Source organism: Bifidobacterium cuniculi (genome assembly GCF_000741575.1).
GTDB classification, from domain to species: Bacteria; Actinomycetota; Actinomycetes; order Actinomycetales; family Bifidobacteriaceae; genus Bifidobacterium; species Bifidobacterium cuniculi.
Window position 1 is genome coordinate 663511 of sequence record NZ_JGYV01000001.1, and the last position, 25523, is coordinate 689033.

The 25523-nt window shown below is 68.8% G+C and carries 13 protein-coding genes; 7 read left to right on the forward strand and 6 right to left on the reverse strand.

The genetic code is table 11. From position 1 onward, the window contains the following. Positions 1-12 precede the first annotated feature (12 nt). The 6 genes from BCUN_RS03090 to BCUN_RS03115 all read left to right on the forward strand — a co-directional run bounded on the left by BCUN_RS03090 (position 13) and on the right by BCUN_RS03115 (position 12901). On the forward strand, positions 13-6018 hold the full coding sequence (locus BCUN_RS03090) for an Ig-like domain-containing protein (RefSeq protein ID WP_051920582.1): 6006 nt from the start codon (positions 13-15) through the stop codon (positions 6016-6018). A gap of 50 nt (positions 6019-6068) precedes the next feature. After that, a complete protein-coding gene (locus BCUN_RS03095) occupies positions 6069-7337 on the forward strand; it encodes an AAA family ATPase (protein ID WP_081895491.1) in 1269 nt (422 codons plus the stop codon). A gap of 77 nt (positions 7338-7414) precedes the next feature. Then, complete coding sequence (locus BCUN_RS03100; RefSeq protein ID WP_034258287.1) at positions 7415-8638, forward strand: DUF58 domain-containing protein; 1224 nt, start codon at positions 7415-7417, stop codon at positions 8636-8638. After that, positions 8635-11100 (forward strand): transglutaminase-like domain-containing protein, encoded by a 2466-nt coding sequence (locus tag BCUN_RS03105; protein WP_051920584.1) that lies wholly within the window; start codon positions 8635-8637, stop codon positions 11098-11100. The genes BCUN_RS03100 and BCUN_RS03105 overlap by 4 nt, the downstream gene beginning before the upstream one ends. Then, positions 11097-12092, forward strand: a complete 996-nt coding sequence (locus tag BCUN_RS03110; RefSeq protein ID WP_051920586.1) for a PP2C family protein-serine/threonine phosphatase — start codon at positions 11097-11099, stop codon at positions 12090-12092. Before BCUN_RS03105 ends, BCUN_RS03110 begins: the two co-directional genes overlap by 4 nt. Positions 12093-12139: 47 nt before the next feature. Continuing rightward, positions 12140-12901 (forward strand): variant leucine-rich repeat-containing protein, encoded by a 762-nt coding sequence (locus BCUN_RS03115; protein ID WP_033516683.1) that lies wholly within the window; start codon positions 12140-12142, stop codon positions 12899-12901. Positions 12902-13009: 108 nt separating this feature from the next. Here BCUN_RS03115 and BCUN_RS03120 read toward each other — a convergent pair whose 3' ends face one another. The 5 genes from BCUN_RS03120 to BCUN_RS03140 form a co-directional block, all read right to left on the reverse strand. Beyond that, positions 13010-13609, reverse strand: coding sequence for an FHA domain-containing protein (locus tag BCUN_RS03120; RefSeq protein ID WP_033516684.1), 600 nt, complete (start codon positions 13607-13609; stop codon positions 13010-13012). 97 nt (positions 13610-13706) lie between these two features. Continuing rightward, positions 13707-17741, reverse strand: a complete 4035-nt coding sequence (locus tag BCUN_RS03125) for a DNA-directed RNA polymerase subunit beta' (RefSeq protein ID WP_033516685.1) — start codon at positions 17739-17741, stop codon at positions 13707-13709. Positions 17742-17787: 46 nt separating this feature from the next. Beyond that, positions 17788-21348, reverse strand: a complete 3561-nt coding sequence (gene rpoB / locus BCUN_RS03130; protein WP_033516686.1) for a DNA-directed RNA polymerase subunit beta — start codon at positions 21346-21348, stop codon at positions 17788-17790. 210 nt (positions 21349-21558) lie between these two features. After that, complete coding sequence (locus BCUN_RS03135; protein ID WP_238552295.1) at positions 21559-22278, reverse strand: hypothetical protein; 720 nt, start codon at positions 22276-22278, stop codon at positions 21559-21561. A gap of 35 nt (positions 22279-22313) precedes the next feature. Next, on the reverse strand, positions 22314-23240 hold the full coding sequence (locus tag BCUN_RS03140; RefSeq protein WP_051920590.1) for an HhH-GPD family protein: 927 nt from the start codon (positions 23238-23240) through the stop codon (positions 22314-22316). Between the two features lie 215 nt (positions 23241-23455). Here BCUN_RS03140 and BCUN_RS03145 point away from each other — a divergent pair, with 215 nt between their 5' ends. After that, positions 23456-24091 (forward strand): tRNA (cytidine(34)-2'-O)-methyltransferase, encoded by a 636-nt coding sequence (locus BCUN_RS03145; RefSeq protein ID WP_081895492.1) that lies wholly within the window; start codon positions 23456-23458, stop codon positions 24089-24091. 64 nt (positions 24092-24155) lie between these two features. Here the strand turns inward: BCUN_RS03145 and BCUN_RS03150 are convergent, their stop codons facing one another. Then, positions 24156-25520, reverse strand: a complete 1365-nt coding sequence (locus BCUN_RS03150; RefSeq protein WP_033516687.1) for a PFL family protein — start codon at positions 25518-25520, stop codon at positions 24156-24158. Between the last annotated feature and the right edge of the window lie 3 nt (positions 25521-25523).

The following is a 25523-nucleotide window of genomic DNA, read 5'->3' on the forward strand; positions in this document are numbered from 1 at the left end:
AGGACACACGACATGGCCATCCGCAGGAAGCAGGACACCCCCGGCACGCCGCGGCGCGGCGCACGGCTGCGCACGCTGGTGCGCGGCCGGCGGCACCCGTGGCTCATGCCGCTGCTGGCGTTGCTGGCGGTCCTCGCCGTCATCGTCGGCGCGGTCCTCGTCAGCTCGGTCAGCTGGCACCACCTGCAGCTCGACGACGGCACCGTGTGGGTGACCTCGCAGGCCGACGGCAAGGCGGCCCGCTACAACGCCAGGCTGCGCGAACAGGACGCGTCGGTGGCGGCCGGCAGCGCCACCTTCGACGTGGCGCAACACGACGGCGTGACCATGATGGCCGAGGAGACGCAGACGAGCTCCATCGACGCCGCCACCGTCACCATGTCCGAGGGGACGGTGACCGGCACGCAGATGAGCACGCTGGTAGGCGGCGACACGGTCGTCTTCCTCGACCGCGCGCACGGCAACGCGTGGATCGCCGACGCCGCCGACGTGGACGCCACCAAGCCCAAGGACTCCGACCCGGACCTGCGCCTGGGGCTCAACGGGCTGGTCGCCGTCACCCACGACGGCACCGTCTACGGCTACCGGCCCAAGGACGGCGCCGTGCTCAAGGTCACGGACCGCGACGTCAACGCGGCCGAGACCCTCGACTCGCTCACCGACGGCCAGCACAAGGACGCCGACTCCTTCACCGTGGTGGACGGCACGCCCGTGATCGCCATGGACGACACCGTCGCCTGGCCGGGCGGGTCGGCGGACTTCGAGGACGCCGCACCCCTGACCCTGCAGGCGCCCGACGCGGACGGCGCCCAGTCCGGCTGGGTGGCCGTCGCCTCCGAACGCGGCATCGGCACCGTGGACCTCGACGGCGGCACCGCACGCCTCGTCGAGACCGGCACGCGCGGCAACCCGGCCGAACCGGTCTCCCTTGGCGGATGCGTGTACGGCGCCTTCGAACAGAACGCCGCCAACTACATCCGCCTGTGCTCGCCGGATGCCAAGGACGCGCACTACCAGGACCTGCAGGAGGTCACCGCCACCTCGCAGCTCAGGTTCCGCGTCAACCACCGCCTCGTGGTGCTCAACGACGTCAACAACGGCAACATCTGGAACCCGGACGAGTCCACCGACGTGATCAAGCTGCAGTGGAAGACCATGGAGACCGAGGAACACTCCACCCAGCAGAGCAACGACGACTCCACCACCAACAAGCACGACTTCGAGAGGACCTGCTCGACCACCTCCGGCAAGATCGCCGCCGCCGACGACTCCTTCGGCGTGCGCGCCGGCAGCCACCAGGTCCTCGACGTGCTGCGCAACGACGAGCAGACCGACTGCTCCGTGCTGCGCATCACCTCCGTGAGCGCCCCCAAGGACAGCGCGGTCACCGTCACGCCCATCTACGACGGCCGCTACCTGCAGCTCGACGCCTCCGCCACCCCCGCCGGCCGCGCCACCTTCACCTACGAGATCTCCGACGGGCACGACCAGACCGCCAAGGCCACCGTCACGCTCGACATCACCGGTTCGGGCAACCGCGCCCCGCGCGCCCTGGACGCCAAGCCCGAGCAGATCGAGATCGAGCAGGGCGCCAGCTACTCCATGAACGCGCTCGGCGGCTTCACCGACCCCGACGGCGACCCCCTGACCCTCGTGGCCGCCCACGTGGAGAACACGGAGGAGGCGACCGTCTCCACGCGCGCCGACGGCCAGCTGACCTTCAACTCGGGCGGCATGACCGGCGGTCAGGCCACCGTGCGCTTCACCGTCTCCGACGGCACCGAGACCGCCGACGGCACCGTCATCTTCGCCATCCGGCCCGAGCATACGCTCGCCGCGTCCATCGACCCGGTGCTCAAGCGCACCACGCCCGGCACCTCCACCCTGGTCAACCTCAAGCCCTACGTGCACGGCACCGGCAAGGAACCCGCGCAGCTCACCGAGGTCGACCGCCCCGACAAGGCCGTCACCACGCCCTTGGCCTCCGAGATGGCCTTCACCTTCACCGCCGAGGAGCCCGGCACCTACTACGTGCCCTACACCATCACGCAGGGCACGATCCCCGCCACCGGCCTGGTGCGCATGGAGGTCGAGGCGCTCGCCGAGGACGAGGCCAAGCCCGTCGCCGTCAACGACACCGCCCTGCTGGGCGCCGACGGCACCGCCATCGTGGAACCGCTGTCCAACGACATCGACCCGCTGGGCGGCGTGCTGTCCGTCACGGGCGTCACGTCCTCCGACACGAGCGTCAAGATGGGCGTCGTGTCCAACAAGCGCGTCTACATCACCGCCGTGCGCGCCTCCTCCAAGCCGATCCCCATCACCTACACCGTGTCCAACGGCAAGGGCGAGAGCACCGGCACCATCGTGCTGCAGCCGGCCGTCGCCTCCCACGCCAACAGCGCACCGAAGGCGTCGAACGTGACCGTGTCCGTGCGCACCGGCGGCATCGTCTCCGTGGACGTGCCCGACCACGTCAGCTACAGCGACGGCACCACCATCACCCTGGACAACGAGCTCAAGGTCAACGAGGACTCTTTCAAGGGCCTCGCCTTCGTCGCCTCGGACGTCGTGCGCTACCAGGCGCCCGACGAGCCCGGCTCCTACCAGACCACCTACACCGTGCGCGACAACGACGGCAAGACCGACTCCGCCACCATCACCTTCGCCGTGCACAAGGCGGACGCGGCGAACAAGACGCCGCCGACGCCCGGCGAGGCGGAGGCGCAGGTGGCCGCCGGACAGAAGATCCGCGTGCCGATCACGCTGCGCGGCATCGACCGCGACGGCGACGACGTGCAGCTGACCGGCCTGGGCAAGCAGGCGCCCGAGCTGGGGCGCATCACCGAGGTCGGCGCCGACTACCTCATCTACGAGGCCTACCCGGACAGCTCGGGCACCGACGTGTTCGACTACGCCGTGGAGGACTGGACCGGCCAGCGTGCGCAGGGCACGGTGCGCGTCGGCATCTTCGCCGACGGCGCCAGCTCCAACGTGTACGCGCGCGACGACGAGATCACGCTGCGCACCGACACCTCCACCACCGTGCCGGTGCTGCTCAACGACGTCTCCAGCGACGACTCCGAGCTGGAGATCGACCCGAAGGTCGAGGCGCAGGGCCTCAAGGACGTCAAGGTGCACGACGGCCAGATCTCCTTCACCACCGGCGACCACGCCGGCACCGCTTACGTCACCTACACCGTCGCCAACAAGGCGGGCCTGACGGACACGGCTACCCTGACCGTGACCGTCGACCCGGAGGCGCCGATCCAGCCGCCGACCGCCTACGACTACCGCGTGCCGGCGATTGCGACCATCGACCGGCGTTCCGTGGACGTGGACGTCTCCCCCTGGATCGCGAACCCCTCCGGCGCCCTCGACGAGCTGGAGGTGGGCGTGCACCCCTCCGCGCAGGACCACGCGTCCGTGGTGCCCGGCCAGAAGGCCACCATCCGCGTGGAACTGACCGACGAGGCGCGCGCCGTGCCCTACACGGTCACGAACACCACCTACGGCATCACCTCCACGGCCTTCATCCAGGTACCGGCCTACGGCGTCTTCCCGCCGCAGCTGCGCCCCAAGACGGAGCCGCTGACGGTCAACGCCGGCGAGAAGCTCACCATCGACATCGCCGACTACGTGCGCGTGGGCGCCGGCAAGACGGCCGTGGTGGTCAAGGATTCCGTCACGGCCACCAAGAACGCGAACACGGACCTGTTCAAGGACGACCAGACCCTCGAGTTCGTGGCCGAGAAGGACTACGGCGGCCCCGCCTCCATCACCTTCGACGTCACGGACGGCAAGAGCGAGGGCTCCGGCTCGGTCAAGCACGTCAACATGAACCGCATCACGCTGCCCATCACCGTCCTGGGCCATGAGGTGGCGCCGCCGACCTTCTCCACCACCACGGTGGACGTGGTGGCCGGCGAGGCGCCCGTCACCATCGACCTGACAGCGTTGACCCACACGGCCGTGTCGGACGAGGACATGACGCTGACCTACTCGGGCGGCTCCTCCGGCGGCGAGATCACCTCCTCGCTCACCGCGGACGGCAAGCTCACCGTGGGCGCCTCCGCGAGCGCGCACGCCGGCACCACCCAGTCGGTCAACTTCGCCATCGACTACGGCAAGGGCACGCCCGTGGCCGCCGGCGTGACCGTGCGCGTGGTCGGCTCCAAGCGCGCCCTGGCGCGCGTGCCGGACCAGACGCGCGAGATCCAGGCAGGCAAGACGGAAAGCGTGGACGTGCTCTCCGGCGCGCAGAACCCCTTCCCGGACACGCCGCTGACCATCATCTCCGCCTCGCCCATCTCCGGCGCGAACCTGGCGGTGGCCACCAACGGCGGCACGATCTCCGTGACCGCGCCGGACGACATGACCGCAGGTCAGGCCTCCGTGCTGGTCACCGTGGGCGACGCCACGCGGGACGAGGACCGCTACGTGACTGCCACCGTCACCTTCGTGGTGCGCGGCAAACCGAAGGCGCCGATCGTCGGCGAGCACGGCGCCGTGCCGCAGGACGGCGCCGTGCAGCTCACGTGGAGCGCCCCCAGCGACGACGGCAACAGCCCGATCGAGTACTACACCGTGAAGTTCGCCGCCGGCGGCAAGGGCGGCGAGCAGCAGTGCGACTCGCAGACCACCTGCCTGGTCAAGGGCCTGTCCAACGGCACCGAGTACGGCTTCCAGGTGAAGGCCACGAACGCGGTGGGCGACTCCCCATGGTCGGCCGGCACCGCCCGCGCCACCCCGGACCGCATGTCCGACGCGCCGAAGATCACCGCGGCCACCGGCAACGGCACCAAGGTCACCGTCAAGTGGACGAAGCCGAAATACACGGACAAGGAGTTCAGCGGCTACGAGGTCACCCTGACCGAGGCCAACGGCGCCTACTCCGCCACGCAGAACGCGACGCAGAACGCCACCTCCATCGAGTTCACCGTCCCCGGCGACCGCATCGGCGACTCCTTCGCGCTGACGGCGCACGTGCGCGCCACGAGCCGCAACGCGCAGTTCGCCGCCACCCCCGAGGACACCATGGCCGTGGGCGGCGAACTGTATGGGGAGCCGGATCCGGTCACCTCCGCCAAGGCGGACTTCGACCAGAACACCGAGGCCGTGACCGTCACGGTGGTGCCGGGCGCCGGCCACGGCCAGCGGTGCGAGTCCGTCACGCTGGACAGCGGCGAGTCCGCCTCCTGCGCCAGCCCCGCCACGATCACCGTGCCCAAGGTGAACCTCAACGAGCGGATCGTCTACGCGGGCACCGTACGCTACGCGCACAGCACCGTGGAATTCCGCACCAACGAGGTGTCCACCCAGGTCGTCACGCCGCCCGTCGAGAACCTCTCGGCCAGGCTGGACGGCTCCACCTGCGTCTACGAGTGGAAGACGCCGGGGCGCAGCTCGCGCGTGACCGTCGATTCCCCGGACGGGCCCGCCTCCTCCTCCACGTACTCCAGGGCCGCCACCGCCTGGCAGACCTGCCCCGCGCTCACGGTGTTCAACCACTACAAGGGCGTGGCGTCCAAGGGAGCGTCCGTCAGTCCCGGCGAGGACACCCGCTACAAGGTTCAGCCGACGCTCAACGACGTCGCGGTGGACGTGTCCTGGGACAGCACGGACCGCACCAAGGTGCACGTGAAGGTCAACGGCAGTGCCTTCGATGCCAAGGGCAAGGCGGATCCGTCCTACACCATCACGCTGTACGACGGCGACCGTGCGATCAAGCCCACCCAGAGCGGCTGGAAGGGCGTGGGCGACACCACGATCACCGTGGAGGAAGGCGACCCGGACACCCTGACCTGGAAGGCCAAGGTCACGCTCGAACCCGGCTACGAGGCCGAGAGCGGCGAGGCACACCAGATGTCCAACAGCCGTCCGGACAAGCCGCAAGTCGACCCGTCGCCCTCGCCCTCCCCCTCGGTCTCGCCCAGCGCATGGCACCTGGCCAACCGCACCGTGCCGCCCATCTGGCAGCGCAGCCTGCAGCCGGCCTTCGCCATCCGGCAGGCCTGAACACCACACGAAGCCAAGGAACACGAACCCAAGAGAAGGAGCACACCGCCATGAGCGCAGCACCGAACGATCCGGAACAGCTCTCCGAGGAAACCGTCCTCGCGGGAGCCGCCACGCCCTCCCTGCCCGAGGAGACCGTCCTGGCCGGGCCGGCGCATCCCGCCGACGCCACGGTGCTCGCCGGCACGCCCGTCGTGCCGCACGTGGACATGCCCTCCCTGCCGCCCCGCGGCCAGTCGGGCGCCCAGCCCGTCCGGCACGCCACCGTGCAGCCTGCCATGCCCCCCACCGTCGCCGCGGTGCCGCCGCTGGGTGCGCAGGCCGGCACCGTCGAGGCCGCGGGCGAGGACATCGCCGCCTTCGCCAGGCGCTTCAACGCCATCGCGGACAACGTCTCGCGCGTCGTCGTCGGCAAGGAGGTGCCGGTGCGCCAGTGCATCACCGCGCTCATCGCCGGCGGCCACATCCTCCTGGAGGACAACCCCGGCACCGGCAAGACGCAGCTGGCGCGCGCCATGGCGCACTCCATCGTCGCCGGCGGCGAGTCGGACTCCTTCAAGCGCATCCAGTTCACCCCCGACCTGCTGCCCTCCGACGTGGTGGGCGTCACCTTCTACGACCAGAAGACCGGCGACTTCACCTTCCGCAAGGGCCCCGTCTTCGCCTCCGTCGTCCTCGCCGACGAGATCAACCGCGCTTCCCCCAAGACGCAGTCCGCGCTCCTGGAGGTCATGGAGGAGCAGAAGGTCACCGTGGACGGCACCACCTACGACGTGCCGCAGCCCTTCATCGTGATCGCCACGCAGAACCCCGTCGAGCAGCTCGGCACCTACAAGCTGCCCGAGGCGCAGATGGACCGCTTCCTGATCAAGACCACCATCGGCTACCCCTCGCACGAGTACAGCATCGACCTGCTGCGCCAGGTCAACATCCACGACCGTGCCGCCACCGCGGACGCCGTCGCCACGCGCGCCGACATCCTCGCCATGCGCGAGACGGCCGAGCAGGTGCGCGTCGACGACACGCTGCTCGAGTACATCGTGCGCCTCGTGGAAGCCACCCGCCACCATGACGACATCGTCGTGGGCGCCTCCATGCGCGGCGCCCTCGCCCTGACGCGCTGCGCGCGCGTCTGGGCGGCCGCCGACGGCCGCGGCTACGTGGTGCCCGAGGACATCGACGCGCTTGCCGTGCCGGTGCTCGCCCACCGTGTGGTGCTCACCAGTGAGGCGCTCTTCACGGCCGCCACGCCCGAGGACGTTATCGCGCATATCGTCGAGGAAGTGCCCGCCCCGCTGATGGGCGCCCCGGTGGCCTGAGCCGCCGCGGGACCGCGCACGCCCGCCCCTGCCGGGACATGCAGGCAACATACGAAGACTACGAGGAAGAGGAAGCCATGACGGATTCCGCACGCGCGCTGCGCCGGCGCCGCGACCGGTCACGGCGCCGGGCCGGGCTGCGCCGCCGCCTGCGCCACTGGACGCGCGCCTACGTCTCGCCGCTGGGCTGGACGGTGCTCGGACTGGACGTGCTGCTGTGGGTGTGTTTCGCCTGCTTCGGCTGGCACGAGATGCTGGCCGCGGCAATCGTGGCGACGGTGCTGCTGGCCGCCGCGCTCGTCATGTCCCTGGGCAACACCTCCTTCGACGCGCGCCTGGCGGTCTCGCGGCGGCGCGTGGTGGTGGGCGACGAGGTGAACGTGCAGGTCGACGTGTCCAACCCCGGTTCCTCGCCCACCGCGAGCGCCCGCGCGGACCTGCCGATGGGCGACGTGCACGAGCGCTTCGGCATCCCCATGCTGGGTGCGCACCAGTCGAAGCACACGGCTGTGTCCTTCAAGGCGGTCACCCGCGCGGTGCTTCCGGTGGGTCCGCTCATGATCCGCAAGGGCGACCCCTTCGGCCTGATGCGCCATGAGCTGCGGCTGGCGCAGCGCATCAACGTGTACATCCACCCGGACGTCGTCATGCTCGAACGGCTGCACGCGGGCGTGCCGCGCGACCTGGAGGGCAACCCGAGCGGCGACATCGTGGACGACGACCTCGACTTCTTCGGCTTGCGCGAGTACGAGCCGGGCGACGACGTGCGCAACGTGCACTGGCTGAGTTCCGCGAAGGCGCGCAAGCTCATGATCCGCCAGTTCGAGGCGACGCGCCGCACGGACACGTCAATCTCCTGCGACGTGCACCCGGACGACTACCCGAGCCAGGCGGCCTTCGAGCTGGCCGTGAGCGTGCACGCCTCCCTGGGCGTGCAGGCGCTGCGCGAGGACCGTCCACTGGCCATGAACGCGGGTGCCTTGCGCACGCGCCCGGCGAACGTGATGCAGTTCCTGGACCAGTGCAGCGCCATCGAACCGGACTTCGACGACGAACGCAACCTGGTGCGCGGCGCCATGGCCGCCATGCCGGACGCGTCCTTCTACGCCTTCACGGTGGGTCCGGCCAAGCCCCTGGAGGAGGTCCGGCACATGGCGATGGCGCTGCCGGCCGGCGCCACCTGCCTGGTGGTGCAGGCGTCGTTGGGCGCGGAGCGCGCCCTGCGCCGCTTCCCGGAGTTCACGCTGGCGACGGTGGGCGCGCTCGACGACCTGCCCGCGGTGATGGGGGCGATGCGATGAGCCGCTTCCAGTCCCTTCCCGATCCGTCCTTCACCGACACCGGCACCGGCACGGGCACCGGGTCGTGGGCGCAGACCACGCATTCGGCCATCTGGATGACCAACACGGGCGGCGGCACCAGGTTCGACCTGGGTGGCACGCCGTGGCGGCGCACGCTGGCCAGTGCCGCCATCGTGGCGGTGGCGGTCCTGCTGGCCGCCACGCCCCTCGTCGACGTCTACGGCACCCTGGCCCTGTGGTCGCGTGCCGCGGTGGCCGCCGCCGCGCTGGCGGCGCTCATCGTCACCGCCGGCACGGCGCCCGCGCTGCGCACCTGGTGGCAGCTGGTGCTCCTGGTGCTCGCGCAGTGGGTCGTCGGGCCGGTCGTATGCTGCAACGACACCACGGTCGCGCACGTCGTGCCCACGCTCGCCACGCTGCGCGACGGCTGGCTGCACACCTTCGACTCCTTCAAGTACGTCATTTCCGTCGACCCGCCGATCGGCGACGGCAAGGGTTCACTCATGGCGCTGTGGACGATCGTGCTGTGGACGGGCGCCATCGCCGGCTTCCTGGGCACCATGGCCGCCGAGCGTCTCTCGGCGCTGTCCGCGGTAGCGGTGCTCGCCGAGATGGCGCTGTGTGCGCTGCTGGGCACGGCCACCGGCTGGCTTCCCGGCGTCATGGGCATGCTCGCCATGCTCGTGCTCGTCCTGTGGATGTCGTGGCGCTGGCAGCTGCTGGAGTTCGGCCGCTGGCTGGCGAGCGCGGTCATCGTCGTGCTGGCGGCCGCCCTGGCCCTGGGCGGCTGCCTGGCGATCGGCCAGGACCGCACCATCCTGCGCGACCATTACGAACCGCCGCTGAGCCCCTACGACTATGCGAGCCCCCTGAGCGGCATGCGCGCCTTCATCAAGGACCACAAGGACGACACGCTGCTCACGGTGCGCGGGCTGCCGGCGGGCATGCCCGTGCGCTTGGCGGTGATGGACCGCTTCGACGGCAACGTGTGGAACCTGTCCGACGCGCGCGAGGCGTCCGACTCCTCGAACTACGTGCGCGTGGGCACCAGGATCGACACGCATGCCAACGGCGAGGCCTTCAGCGCGCAGTACGCCGTGCACGATGGCCTGGCGGACGACTGGCTGCCGCTGGCCGGCGCCGCCACCTCCGTCACCTTCGACCCGTCGAGCCTCGACTCCTCCTTCTACTACAACACGGGCACCGACACGGGCCTGCTTCAGGGCGGCCTCAGGGACGGCGTCACTTACGTCGAGCAGGGCGTCATCCCCGCCGTGCCCTCCGACGCGGAGATCGCGAAGGCGAAGGCCGCGCCGGTCACCCAGCCGGCCGCCGAGGACGTGCCCGACCAGATCGGCGACCTGGCGACCACCATCGCCGGCGGCAAGGCGAGCGGCGGCGAGGCGGCGCAGCTGCTCGCCTCGCAGCTGCGCGAGCACGGCTGGTTCTCCCACGGCCTGGGCAGCGACTACCCGTCGCTGGCCGGCCACGGCAACTATCGGCTCACCAAGCTGCTCGCCGGCAAGGAGATGGTCGGCGACAGCGAACAGTACGCCTCCGCGATGGCGCTCATGGCGCGCGAACTGGGCCTGCCCAGCCGCGTGGTGCTCGGCTTCCTGCCCAAGGACGCCGACGGCGACATCACCGACGCGCGTACCAGCCAGGACGGCGACACGACGTTCGTGGAGTTCACCGGCAACGACGTGGCCGCCTGGGTGGAGATCCACCTGGAGCACTACGGCTGGGTGGCCTTCTACCCCACGCCGCAGGAGACGAAGGTGCCGCAGGAGGACCAGGACCTGACGCCCCCGAATCCGGAGACGCTGGTGCGCCAGCCCCCGCTGCCGCTGACCGACCCGCTGCGCGACGAGCAGAACACGACCGGCCAGTCGTCGCTGACGGGCGACGAGGCCGATGACCCGGGCAACTACAGCCGTTGGGCGTCCGTGGCGCGCGTGGCGCGGGCCGTCGTGATCTACGGTTCGCCGCTGTGGGTCGTGCTGCTCGTCGCCGGCGCCATCCTGCTGGCCAAGGCGATCCAGCTGGCGTATGCCAGGCGGCATGGCCGCGCGCAGCTGCGCGTGGCCGCCGGCTGGCAGGCCGTCGCGAACCTCGCCCGCCAGAGCGGCGTCGACGTGCACGGCACCCGCCCCGAGCAGGCACGGCAGATCGCCGCGCAGCTGGGCATCGACGAGGCGTCCCTGACGGCGGCGCAACGCCAGGCCGACCGTGCCGCCTTCTCCGGCCAGCAGGTCGACGACGCGCAGGCGAACGCCTACTGGCAGGACGTGGACACCATCCGCGGCCGCATCCTCGGCTCGCTGCCCAGGCTGCGCCGCCTGAGGACACGGCTGTCCCTGCGCGGTATACTGCATGCGACGGTGCGCGGGAACACGCAGGAAGGCAGGCGGCCGTCGGGGAAGGCGTCCCGCCGATCGCCACGAGGAAAGGACCGGTCATGAGCCAGGACATCGTCGCGTGCGGCCTGAGCGACATCGGCCGGCGGCGGCGCACCAACCAGGACAAGGTCGTGGCATTGCCCGGCCTGTACGCGGTGTGCGACGGCATGGGCGGCGCCCAGGGCGGCGAACGCGCCAGCGCCATCGCCGCCGAACAGCTGGGCGCGCTCGCGCGGCTGTCCCGGCGCGGCCCGGAGGACATCCTGCACGCACTGGGGCAGGCGCAGGGGCAGGCGATTGCGCTGGGGCGCAGCCTCGGCGGCGTAGCCGGCACGACGGTGACGGGCGTGGTGTGCGCGACGGCGCCCGCGGACGGGTCTTCGACGGCGGACGGCGGATGGCATGGACGGCATGCGGTGGGCGGTTTCCCGGACGACACCCTGGGCGACGACACCTTGGGCGGTGGCGGCTTGCCCGGGGCCGGCGTGGACGACGACGCCACCTTGCCGCACGACGGCGTGCGTGCGGCGGCCGGCGGTCCGGCGGGTCCGGGGAGGCCGGCCGCGGCCGCGGTGCCGCGCTGCTACGTGGTGAACGTGGGCGATTCGCGCACCTACCACCTGGACCGCTTCCCCGACGGCTCGCTCAACGAGCACTCCTTCCGCCAGGTGACGAGGGACCATTCGCGCCGCCAGGAGGCACTGGACGGCGGCATGGATCCGCGCGAGGTGGAGCGAACGATTGCACGCAACGTGATCACCCAGTGCATCGGCGCCCCCTGCGGCATCCGGCCCGACCTGTTCGAGATGCCGGCGGCGGGCCGGTTCGTGGTGTGTTCGGACGGCTTGCATGCCGAGGTTTCCGACGCCGCGATCGCCGCAATCGCCGCACGCCACCCGGATGCGGGGCAGGCCGCCCGATTGCTGATCGAAGCGGCACTCGAGGCGGGCGGCAATGATAACGTGAGCGTCATCGTGGTCGACATGCCCCATCGCATGGCGGCGTTCACCGGCACCGAAGCCGATGACCCGGCGGACAGGACCGTGGAATCGTGAACCGCCCCGGCAGGGGGCGGACGTGAGACAAGAAGAAAGGACACACCATGGTGGATTACGATCAGGCAGTGAACATCATCCAGGACCCGGAGGCGGATCCCGTGCTCCTGGCGAAGGTGGCCTACGAGAACCCCGAGTTCGGGGCGAACGTGGCCGCCCACCAGCGTGCCTACCCGGGCCTGCTGCGCTGGATCGCCGAGTTCGGCGACGAGCGCGCCCGCCAGACCGCCGCCCAGCTGGGCTACGAGGCGCCCGCGGGCGTCGTCGTCGACCGCTATGTCGAGGACGGCGTCGCGCAGCCGCGGGACGCGGCGGCCCGGGATGCCTACCAGCCGGGCGGCGAGTCGGCACAGGTGGCCGACGCACAGCCTGCCTACCAGTCCTACGAGGCGCAGCGGGCGTCGCAGTCGCCGTACGGCGAGCAGCCGGTTGCCGTGCAGTCGATCTACACGACGCAGCAGCCCGCCTCCTACGAGCCGCAGACGCAGGAAGCCGACGACGTCGACCTGCTGCACGCCCAGTTCCAGGTCACGGGCACGCAGACCGAACAACCGTCCTACGGCACGCAGCAGCCCGAGCAAGCCGCCGACCCCTCCTACCTGCACATCCAGCCGACCAACCCCTACGGCTTCACCGCACAAGAGGCCGCCACCACCACCGACCCGACGCGCATGCAGCAGATCGCGCAGTACGCCCCCGAGCTGCACCCCGCCCTCGCCGCGAATCCCTACCTCTACCAGGCCCTGCTCGACTGGCTGTCCCAGCTCGGCGAGCCCGCCACCCTGGAGGTCCTGCGCACGAGGCAATAGAAGTCACTTCCCCAAGAGAAATCTCTCGTTTTTCGTGACTTTTCTAGGATGACCCGCGTAAGCGGGTCGTCCTAGAAAAGTCACGAAAAACGAGAGATTTCTAGATGGTCACACCTGTTCGAAGTCGAAGACCTGGTCGCCAATGCGGACCTTCACGGGGGCGGTCAACTGCATGGGCTTGCCCTTCTCGACCTTGTGCTCGCCGGCGGCGTCGATGACGAAGGTACCGTTGAGGGAACCGTAGTCCTCGATCCATAGGGTGCCGTCCTGGTCGAAGCTGATGGCGGCATGGTTGCGCGAGACGGTGCGGGTGGGGTCCACCAGGCGCACCGACTTGGCGCCCTGGGGGATGTCCTGCGAGGGCTTGCGGCCCAGGAGGACGCCCATGTCGACGGTAATGTTCTGCCCGGTGACGTCGTTGACCATGCGGTAGACGGCCTGCGGGGCCTCCTCCGTCATGAAGGCGGTGGACAGCACGGTGCCGTCCCACTCCTCGCTGCCGGTGGCGCCCTGCGCCGCGGTGTACTCGAGCGGTCCGTCGAACTGGTCGTCGTCCGCCTCCCCCACGATCGGCTGCGACGAGGTCAGCAGCGGTTCCGCGGGCGTCGGTGTGGGTTCGGGCTGTGCCGTCGCGTTCGCCGATGCGGCGGCGACGTCCTCGTCGCCCCAGCCCGGCTCGGGCGGCGGTGGATAAGGTAGTTTCTGCATACCCCAAGTCATAGCACAAGCCCCGGTGTCCCTTCCAGAAATCTCTCGCTTTTCGTGCGTTTTCTGGAAGGGACACCGGGGCTTGCCCGGTTTCAGGTCAGAGCGTGAAGTCGGCGTCGCCGAAGTCGTCGCCGAGGTCGCTCTGGCCGCCGTTATCGTCCAGGAAGTCGTCCGGGTTGAAGTCGTCGCCGAGCTTCAGGTCGCCGAAGTCGATGTTGGAGAAGTCCACGTCGCTCAGGTCGGCGTCCGAGAAGTCGCCGGTGAGGGCGTCGTCGCTCAGGCCGAAGTTCGGGTAGATCGTCTCGCGGATCGCCTTGTCCGGCTCGACCGTCGCGTTGCGGTAACGCGCCAGGCCGGTGCCGGCCGGGATGAGCTTGCCGATGATGACGTTCTCCTTGAGGCCCTTGAGGTCGTCTTCCTTCTCAGAAAGCGCGGCCTCGGTGAGCACGCGCGTGGTCTCCTGGAAGGACGCCGCGGACAGCCACGAATCCGTCGCGAGCGATGCCTTCGTGATGCCCATGAGCTCAGGACGGCCCGAGGCGGGACGTCCGCCGGCGGCCACGGCCTTGCGGTTGGCCTCCAGGAAGCGCGAACGGTCCACGAGCTCGCCCGGCAGCAGCGCGGTGTCGCCGGAGTCGATCACGGTCACGCGGCGCAGCATCTGGTGCACGATGACCTCGATGTGCTTGTCGTGGATGTCGACGCCTTGGGAGCGGTACACGTTGTGCACTTCCTCCACGATGTTGGTCTGCGCGGCGTTCGGGCCGAGGATGCGCAGGATCTTCTTCGGGTCCACGGAACCCTCGATCAGCTGCGTACCGGCCTCGACGTGCTCGCCGTCCTTGACCAACATCGGCGCGCGGCGCGTCACCGAATAGGTGATTGCCTCGACGTTCTCGTCGTCCGGGGTCAGGATGACCTGGCGGCCGCGCTCGGAGTCCTCCACCTTGATGGTGCCCGCGAACTCGGCGATCGGCGCCTCGCCCTTCGGCGTACGCGCCTCGAAGAGCTCGGTGACACGGGGAAGGCCCTGCGTGATGTCCGAAGCCGAGGCGACGCCGCCGGAGTGGAAGGAACGCAGCGTCAGCTGGGTGCCGGGCTCGCCGATGGACTGCGCCGCGACGATGCCGACGGCCTCGCCGACGTCCACAAGCTTGTTCGTGGCCAGCGACCAGCCGTAGCACTTCGCGCACACGCCGCGCTTGGACTCGCAGGTGAGCACCGAACGGCCCTTGACCTCCTCGACGCCGTGCGCCACGAGGTCGTTGAGCACGTCCATGCTCAGCGCGTCGCCCGCGTGGTAGAGCACGGTCTGGCCATCGGCCGGGTCGATCACGTCGGTGGCCAGCAGGCGCGAGTACGGACCGCCGTCGGCGGCCTTGACGAGCACGAGGTTGCCGTCGTCGTCACGCTCGGCGACCTTCATCACGAGGCCCTTGTGGGTGCCGCAGTCCTCCTCGCGCACGATGACCTCCTGGGAGACATCGACGAGGCGGCGGGTCAGGTAGCCCGACTCGGCGGTACGCAGTGCGGTATCCGCCAGGCCCTTGCGGGCGCCGTGCTGGGAGATGAAGTACTCGAGCACGGACAGGCCGTCGCGGTAGTTGGACTTGACCGGACGGGGGATGATCTCGCCCTTCGGGTTCGCCACGAGGCCTCGCATGCCCGCGATCTGGCGGATCTGCATCCAGTTGCCTCGTGCGCCGGACTGCACCATGATGTTCACGTTGTTGTCGTCATGGAAGTTCTCGCGCATGGCGTCGGCGACCTTGTCGGTGCACTCGGTCCACAGGTTGATGAGCTCCTGGCGGCGCTCCTCCTCCGTGAGCAGGCCCATGTCGTACTGGCTGTTGACCTTGGCGGCCTCGGCCTCGTAGCCCTTGATGATCTCGTTGCGGTCCTCGGGGGCGACGATGTCGGAGAAGGCCATGGTCACGCCGGACCACGGCGCGCGGGTGAAGCCCAGGTCCTTGAGGGCGTCGAGCACGGCCGCCACCTGCTGCGTGGAGTATCGGGTCGCGATGTCGTCGACGATCTTGGACAGCTTGCCCTTCGGCGCCTGCTCGTTGATGAACGGGTAGTCCACCGGCAGGGTCCCGTTGAACAGGATGCGGCCCAGGGAGGTGGCGAACAGCACGGAACCGTCCGTGAAACGCTCCTCCTTGACCACGTCCGGGCTGCCCGGCTCCGGGTCCACCACGGTGACTTCGCCCGGCTCCCAGTCCTTGGGCAGCACGAAGTCCTCGGGCAGGCGGATGAGCACCTTGGCCTGCATGTCGATCTCGCCGCGGTCGAGGGCCATCTGCGCCTCGTCGAGCGAGGAGAAGATGCGGCCCTGGCCCTTGGCGCCGTCCACCACGGTGGACAGATAGTACAGGCCCAGGATCATGTCCTGGCTCGGCATGGTCACGGTGTGGCCGTCGGCCGGCTTGAGGATGTTGTCCGACGCCATCATGAGCGAACGGGCCTCGGCCTGTGCCTCCGCGCTCAGCGGCAGGTGCACCGCCATCTGGTCGCCGTCGAAGTCCGCGTTGAACGCGGCGCAGGCGAGCGGCGGCAGGTGGATGGCCTTGCCCTCGACCAGGATCGGCTCGAAGGCCTGGATGCCCAGTCGGTGCAGCGTAGGCGCACGGTTGAGGAGCACCGGGTGCTCGGAGATGACCTCCTCGAGCACGCCCCATACCTCGGAGTCGCCGCGGTCCACCAGGCGCTTCGCGCTCTTCATGTTCTGCGCGTAGTTGAGGTCCACCAGGCGCTTGATGACGAAGGGCTTGAACAGCTCGAGCGCCATCGGCTTCGGCAGGCCGCACTGGTGCATGCGCAGGGACGGGCCGACCACGATCACGGAACGGCCGGAGTAGTCCACGCGCTTGCCCAGCAGGTTCTGGCGGAAACGGCCCTGCTTGCCCTTGAGCATGTCGCTCAGGGACTTGAGCGGACGGTTCGAGGCGCCGGTGACCGGGCGGCCGCGGCGGCCGTTGTCGAACAGCGAATCCACCGCTTCCTGCAGCATGCGCTTCTCGTTGTTGAGCATGATCTCCGGGGCGCCCAGCTCGATGAGGCGCTTGAGGCGGTTGTTGCGGTTGATCACGCGGCGGTACAGGTCGTTGAGATCGGAGGTCGCGAAGCGGCCGCCGTCGAGCTGCACCATCGGGCGCAGGTCCGGCGGGATGACCGGGATCACGTCCAGCACCATGGCCTCCGGCTTGTTGTCGGTGGTCAGGAAGGCGTTGACGACCTTGAGGCGCTTGAGGGCACGGGCCTTGCGCTGGCCGGTACCGGTCTCGATCTCCTCGCGCAGCTCCTTGGCCGCGGCCTCGAGGTCGAAGTCCTGCAGGCGCTTCTTGATGGCCTCCGCACCCATGCAGCCCTCGAAGTAGTCGCCGTAGCGGTCCTCCATCTCGCGCCACAGGTCGACGTCGTTCTCCATGTCGCCCGGCTTGAGCGACTTGAACTTGTCGAAGACCGCGGACAGGCGGGCGATCTGGTCGTCGAAGCGCTGGCGGATGGCCGCCATGTCGCGCTCGGCTCCGTTGCGCAGCTTCGCCTTGGCGCTGTGCTTGACCTCGCCTTCGGCCTCGAGCTCGGCCAGGTCGGCCTCCACCTTCCTGGCGCGCTCCTCGATCTCGTTGTCACGGCGACGCTCGAGGTTCTTCACCTCGGTGTCGAACTCGTCCTGCAGGTCCGGCAGGTCGTTGTGACGGGCTTCCTCGTCGACCTTGGTGACCATGTAGGAGGCGAAGTAGATGACCTTCTCCAGCTCCTTGGGCGCGATGCCCAGCAGGTAGCCGAGACGGCTCGGCACGCCCTTGAAGAACCAGATGTGGGTCACGGGCGCGGCCAGCTCGATGTGGCCCATGCGCTCGCGGCGCACGCGGCTGCGGGTGACCTCCACGCCGCAGCGCTCGCACACGATGCCCTTGAAGCGCACACGCTTGTACTTGCCGCAGGCGCACTCCCAGTCACGGGTCGGTCCGAAGATCTGCTCACCGAACAGGCCGTCCTTCTCGGGCTTGAGGGTGCGGTAGTTGATGGTCTCCGGCTTCTTGACCTCGCCGTAGCTCCAGCCGCGGATGTCGTCGGCGGTGGCCAGGCCGATCTTCAGTTTGTCAAATGCATTGACGTCCAGCACTTAAAGTTCCTGTCTTCCGTTGGTTGATGTTCCGATTGAAGTTCGTTTACTTGTATTCGGGTTCGTCAGCGAGCTGGTCGGCTTTCGCAGCGGCGTCCGGGCGGGCGCCGATGTTGAAGCCCAGGTCGTTGGAGGAGGAAACCGGGTCGTCGTCCTCTTCCTTCATGTCGATGGCCACGCCCTCGGCGTTGAGCACCTCGACGTTCAGGGAGAGCGACTGCATTTCCTTGAGCAGCACCTTGAAGGACTCGGGGATGCCCGCCGGCGGCAGGTTCTCGCCCTTGACGATGGCGCCGTAGACGCGCACGCGGCCGTCGACGTCATCGGACTTCGTGGTCATCATCTCGTGCAGCGTGTAGGCGGCACCGTAGGCCTCGAGGGCCCACACCTCCATCTCGCCGAAGCGCTGGCCGCCGAACTGCGCCTTGCCGCCTAGCGGCTGCTGGGTGATCATCGAGTACGGGCCGGTGGAGCGGGCGTGGATCTTGTCGTCCACGAGGTGGTGCAGCTTGAGCATGTACATGTAGCCCACGGAGATCGGCTTCGGGAAGGGCTCGCCGGTGCGGCCGTCGAAGAGGACCGCCTTGCCGTTGTCGCCGACCAGCTTGTTGCCGTCGCGGTCGGGCAGCGTGGTGGACAGCAGGCCTTTGAGGGTCTCCTGGCGCACGCCGTCGAAGACGGGGGTCGCCACCGGCGTGCCCGGCGCGCCCTGCTCGGCGCCCTGCGGCACGTACTGCTTCCAGGCGGCCTCGAGGTCCGGGTCGAGGTTGATGTCCCAGCCGGAGTGCGCCACCCAGCCCAGGTGCAGCTCGAGCACCTGGCCCAGGTTCATTCGGCTCGGCACGCCCAGGGGGTTGAGCATGATGTCGACCGGGGTGCCGTCCTCCAGGAAGGGCATGTCCTCCTCAGGCAGGATGCGCGAGATGACGCCCTTGTTGCCGTGGCGGCCCGAGAGCTTGTCGCCCTGCGTGATCTTGCGGTGCTGCGCGATGTACACGCGAATCATCTGGTTGACGCCGTTGGGCAGCTCGTCGCCGTCCTCCTCGGCATCCTCGCGGGTGATCTCCTTGACCGCAATCACGGTGCCGGTCTCGCCGTGGGGCACGCGCAGCGAGGTGTCGCGCACCTCGCGGCTCTTCTCGCCGAAGATGGCACGCAGCAGGCGCTCCTCCGGGGTCAGCTCGGTCTCGCCCTTCGGGGTGACCTTGCCCACGAGGATGTCGCCGGCCTCGACCTCGGCGCCGATGCGGATGATGCCGCGCTCGTCGAGGTTCGCCACCGCGTCCTCGCCCACGTTCGGCAGGTCGCGGGTGATCTCCTCGGCGCCCAGCTTCGTCTCGCGGGCGTCGATCTCGTACTCCTCGATGTGGATGGAGGACAGCGTGTCGTCCTGCACCAGGCGCTGCGAGATAATCACGGCGTCCTCGTAGTTGTAGCCGTTCCACGGCATGAAGGCAACCAGCAGGTTCTTGCCCAGCGCCATCTCTCCCTGCTCCGTGGCCGGGCCGTCGGCCAGCACGGTGCCGGCCTCGACGCGCTCGCCGTCGTGGATGAGCGGGACCTGGTTGTAGCAGGTGGTCTGATTGGAGCGCTGGAACTTGGCCAGCTTGTAGCTCGAGGTGGTGCCGTCGTCGTTCATCACGCGGATGATGTCGGCGGACACGTAGGTGACCACGCCCGGCTTCTCGGCCAGGATCACGTCGCCGGAATCCACCGCGGCGCGCCACTCGGCGCCGGTACCCACCAAGGGGCGCTCCGACTTGATGAGCGGCACGGCCTGGCGCTGCATATTGGTGCCCATGAGCGCTCGGTGGCCCTCGTCGTGCTCCAGGAACGGGATGAGGGAGGCGCCCACGGAGACCATCTGGCGCGGGGAGACGTCCATGTAGTCGACCATCTCGACCGGGACGTCCTCCGCCTCGCCGGCGGCGTCACGCACGAGGGCTTCCTTCTGCACGAAGTCGCCGTTCGCGTCGAGCTCCTGGTTGGCCTGTGCGATGACGTGCTCGACCTCGCGGTCGGCGGTCATGTACACGACCTCGTCGGTCACGTGGCCGTTGACGACCTTGCGGTACGGCGTCTCGATGAAGCCGAAGGGGTTGATGCGGCCGAAGGTCGCCAGGGAGCCGATCAGGCCGATGTTCGGGCCTTCAGGGGACTCGATCGGGCACATGCGGCCGAAGTGGGACGGGTGCACGTCGCGCACCTCCATGGAGGCGCGGTCGCGGCTCAGGCCGCCGGGGCCCAGGGCCGACAGGCGGCGCTTGTTGGTCACGCCGGCCAGCGGGTTGTTCTGGTCCATGAACTGCGAGAGCTGCGAAGTGCCGAAGAACTCCTTGATGGTGGCGTTCACCGGGCGGATGTTGATCAGGGACTGCGGGGTGATCGCCTCGGCGTCCTGCGTGGTCATGCGCTCGCGCACCACGCGCTCCATGCGGCTCAGGCCGGTGCGCAGCTGGTTCTGGATCAGCTCGCCGACCTGGCGGATGCGGCGGTTGCCGAAGTGGTCGATGTCGTCCACGTCCACGCGCAGCTCGACGTCCTCGCCGTCGCGCTTGCCCGGGAAGGTCGCGCCGCCGGCGTGCAGGGTCACCAGGTACTTGATGGTGGCGATGATGTCCTCGCGGCTCAGACTGCGGTCGTTGTAGTCCATCTCCAGGCCGAGCTTGCGGTTGATCTTGTAGCGGCCCACGCGCGCCAGGTCGTAGCGCTTGGTGTTGAAGTAGAAGGAGTCGAGCAGGTTCTTGCCGGCCTCCGGGGTTGCCGCGTCCGCCGGGCGGATCTTGCGGTACAGGTCCACGAGGGCCTCGTCCTGGGAGTCGATGGTCTCCTTCTCCAGGGCGTCGAGCACCAGCGGGTAGCCTTCGAAGGCGTCGCGGATCTCCTTGCGGGTCATGCCGATCGCCATGAGGAAGACGATGGCGGACTGCTTGCGCTTGCGGTCCACGCGCACGCCGAGGAAGTCGCGCTTGTCGATCTCGAACTCGAGCCATGCGCCGCGGCTCGGGATGATCTTCGCGCCGAAGACCTCCTTGTCGGAGGAGCGGTCATGCTGGCGGTCGAAGTAGACGCCCGGGGAGCGCACGAGCTGCGAGACGATGACGCGCTCAGTGCCGCCGATGATGAAGGTGCCGTGCGGGGTCTGCAGCGGGAAGTCGCCCATGAAGACGGTCTGGCTCTTGATCTCGCCGGTCTCGCCGTTCTCGAACTCGGCGTTCACGTACAGCGGGGCACAGTAGGTGTAGTCCTTCTCCTTGCACTCCTGGACCGTATGGCGCGGCTCCTCGAAGTACGGGTCGGAGAAGGTCAGGCTCATGGTCTGCGCAAAGTTCTCGATCGGGGAGATTTCCTGGAAGACCTCGTCGAGGCCGGAGACGTGGGCGACGGTGTTGGTGCCGTTGGCCTCGTCCTCCGCCACGCGAGCCTTCCAGCGCTCGTTGCCGATCAGCCAGTCGAAGCTGTCGGTCTGCACGCCAAGCAGGTACGGTACGTCAATCGGTTCGGCGATGGAGCCGAAATTCACGCGGTCGGAGGCCTTGTGCAGGTCGATGTCCTGCTGGTCGGCACGCGCGATGATGGAAGTGCTGTTCGTCGTAGTCTCAGACAATGGACGTTCCTATCGCTTTCGTTGGTGAAGTGGTTACTGTACGGGGAAAGCGCGGGGTCGGCCGCCATATGCCTGACTGCGGGCGCTTCGTCGTTGCAAGCATGCCCGCTATATGACACACTAGACACTGAAAACAAAACTCTAGTATTTCCAACGAATCTTCACAAGCCGACATTCCCGAATGTGACGAATCTCACATTCCGCGCGCCGTCACTGTACCTGGATCGTCACCGGCTTGCTGGTCACCTTCGGGTCATCCGCCAGCTCGAGCTGCGCCACGTAGGTGCCGCGGTCGACCTTCGGCAGCTCGGCATCGGCCACGCATTCGTCGCCCGAACGGTTCGTGTTCCACGTCATCTTCTGCTCGTCGTCCACCGACTCCATGAGCAGCAGCGGCCGGTAGCCGTCCTCGCAGGCGTCGGAACGCCATACGGTGTCGTCGCCCGAGGTGATCACCAGCACGCGGCCGTCGTCGGCGCCGTCGACGTAGCAGCCCTCCGGGTCCTTGCCCACATACGTCATCTTCGCGGTGAACTCCAGGGATCCGCCCACCGGCACCGTGGTGGAGGCGGGCACCAGCTCGAGCTCGATGTCCTTGTCCGAGCAGGCCGCCACCTTGCTCTTGACGGCCGGCGACGGCGCCGCCGAGCGGGACACGCTCATGCGGTCGGCGGAGCCGAGCCACGCATGCGCACCGCCCACGCCGCGCGCGATGCTGTAGATGCAGAACACGATGAGCGCGAGCGCCAGCAGCGCGCCGCCGAAGACGATGAGCCGGCGACGCCGGTACATCGCGCGCTTCTTCTTCGACATCTTCCTCTTGCGCGGCTTCTTCGGGGCGTTGCCGGACGCGGCGGCGCGCGCGGCGTTGCGTGCGCCGCCGCGCGTGGCGTAGGTGCGGATCTTGTCGTTCGTGGGTCGGCTCGGCATGCGCACCAGTCTACCCGTGCGCCAGCCCCATGCGCTCAGCGCGGCAGGCGCAGCGCGTGGCCGTCGACGATCTCGATGAGCCCGTCCTCGTCCAGCGAGGCGATGCAGCGGTCGAGCTGCACGCGGTCCTCCCACAGCGCCGCGGCGTCGTCGTAGGCGAGCACGCTACCGGCGGGCAGTTCGCGCAGGGCGTGCAGGATCTTGCCGCGCACCTGCCGGTCGGTGCCAGCGAAGCGTTGGCGCGGCCGGGTGCGCCGCTGGCCCAGGTGCGGCCAGCCGAGCTCCAGAAACAGGCAGGCGGCGGCCAGCGGGCAGTCGTCGCACTGCGGCGTCTTGGGCAGGCACACCGTGGCGCCGACTTCCATGATTGCCTGGTTCCAGGTGACCGACGCGCGCGCGTCGCCGGGCAGCACCAGCCGGGCGAGCTCGCGTTCGGCGGGCGTGGCGGAGCCGCCGAGCGACTCCTCGCCCAGGAACGCGCGGCTCAGGACGCGGCGGATGTTGGTGTCGATGACGGCGATGCGCCTGCCGAAGGCGAAGCTGAGGACGGCGCTGGCCGTGTAGTCGCCGATGCCGGGCAGCGCGACGAGCCGGTCATAGTCGTCGGGCAGACGGTCGTCGTACTCGTCGGCGACGACCTTGGCGCATTCCTGCAGCCGCAGGGCGCGCCTGGGGTAGCCGAGCCTCCCCCAGGCGGTGATGACGTCGGACTTGGCGGCGCCGGCCAGCGCGGCGGCGTCGGGCCAGCGTTCCATCCACGCCTCCCAGTAGGGCACGACGCGGCTCATCTGCGTCTGCTGGCTCATGACCTCGCACACGAGCACGCCCCACGGGGTGGTGCGGCCGAAGCGCCAGGGCAGGTCGCGGGCATGGGACTGCCACCAGGCGGCCAGCGGCGCGCGCATCGCGAACGCCTCGCCGACCAGTCGGTCGGCCTGTGTGTGGGTGAATTGTGTCGCCATAGTCGCCTCATTGTAGCTACCGACCCTCCCGCCTGGAACGGCCTGTCTTGATCCTGTCCTGGCGCCTGACACATTTTCGGTGGCCCGGAAAATTGTGTAGGCCTCCAGGCTGCACAATTCCAAATTGTGCAGCCTGGAGGCCTACACAATTTTCCGGGCCACCGAAAATGTGTCAGGCCACGCCCTGTCAGCGGCACGGCGTTATCTTGTGTCTCATGACGAATGACAATCCTGAGGCGCAGGTCGAGAAGATGTTCGAGTACGGCTACCGCAAGTCCGGCTACGGCCCCGACGAACTGGTGACCGACGCGCACGGCAACCCGATTTCCGTGGTCGACGCGATGCTCTCGCCGGCCGACGCCGCGCAGATGCAGACGTCGACGCCGCACCTGTGCTACTACTCGCCGCGCATCCCGGGCAACACCGGCTCGGCGATCCGGCTGTGCGCGGTGACGGGCACGATCCTGCACCTGGTGGAGCCGCTCGGCTTCAACCTGCGCGACACGAAGCTGCGGCGCGCGGGCCTCGACTACCATGACATGGCGCACGTGGTGCTCCACCCCGACTTCGACAGCCTGGTGGAGTCGATGCCCGATTCGCGCATCATCGCTTTCACCGCGCATGCGACGAAGCTGTACACGGAGGTGGAGTACCGGCCGACCGACATCCTGCTGTTCGGCCCGGAACCGGGCAACATCCCCGACCCGATGGACATCATGGCAGGCCCGCACGTCGCCGAGCAGGTGCGACTGCCGATGCGGCCGAGCCTGAGGAGCCTGAACCTGACCAACTGCGCGTCGATCGCCATCTACGAGGCCTGGCGGCAGCTCGGCTTCGCCGGCGGCCAGTGATTGGCAGCGGCACTCCCAGAAAAGTCACGGAAAAACGAGAGATTTCTCGGACAGCCGCTGCCGCTCAGTTCTTGAAGCTGTGGATCGGCGCGGGGATGCGGCCGCCTCGGTTCACGAAGGCGGAGCAGTCGGACTGGTTGACGGGCATGATCGGCGCGTAGCCCATCAGGCCGCCGAAGTTCGCCATCTCCCCCACGGTCTTGCCGATCACGGGGATGATGCGCACGGCGGTGGTCTTCTGGTTGACCATGCCGATGGCGGATTCGTCGGCGATGATGCCGGAGATCGTGGAGGCGGGGGTGTCGCCGGGGATGGCGATCATGTCGAGGCCGACGGAGCACACGCAGGTCATCGCCTCGAGCTTCTCGATGGTCAGGCAGCCGGATTCGGCGGCGTCGATCATGTTCTTGTCTTCGGAGACGGGGATGAAGGCGCCGGACAGGCCGCCCACGTAGGAGGACGCCATGATGCCGCCCTTCTTGACCTGGTCGTTGAGCATGGCCAGGGCCGCCGTGGTGCCGGGGCCGCCGACCTGCGCCAGGCCCATCTTCTCGAGGACCTCGCCCACGGAGTCGCCCACCGCGGGGGTGGGTGCCAGGGATAGGTCGATGATGCCGAAGGGCACGCCGAGGCGCTTGGAGGCCTCCTGAGCGACGAGCTGGCCGACGCGCGTGATCTTGAAGGCGGTGCGCTTGATGGTCTCGCACAGGAACTCGAAGTCCTTGCCTTCCGCGGCGTCGAGCGCGCGGGAGACCACGCCGGGGCCGGAGACGCCCACGTTGACCACCGCGTCGCCCTCGGTCACGCCGTGGAAGCCGCCCGCCATGAAGGGATTGTCGTCGGGCGCGTTGCAGAAGGCCACGAACTTGACGCAGCCGTAGGAGTCGTTGTCGGCGGTCGACTCGGCGATCTCCTTGATGATGTGGCCGAGCATGGCCACCGCGTTCATGTCGATGCCGGTCTTCGTGGAGCCCACGTTCACCGAGGAGCACACGATGTCCGTCTCGCTCAGCGCCTGCGGCAGCGAGCGGATGAGCAGTTCCTCCGCCGGCGTCATCGACTTGGAGACGAGTGCGGAGTATCCGCCGATGAGGTCGACGCCGACGGTCTTGGCGGCGCGGTCGAGCGCATGCGCGATCTTCACGAAGTCGCCGGTGGTCGTGCAGCAGGCGGCGCCGACGAGCGCGATCGGCGTGACGGTGATGCGCTTGTTGACGATGGGGATGCCGAAGTCGCGTTCGATCGACTCGCCCGTGGCCACGAGGTCCTTCGCGTACCTGACGATCTTGCCGTAGATCGCCTCGCAGGTCTCGTCGACGTCGGCGCGGGCGCAGTCCATGAGGTTGATGCCCATGGTGATGGTGCGCACGTCGAGCTTTTCCTGTTCGATCATCTGGTTCGTCTCGTGGACTTCCATGATGTTGAGCATGGC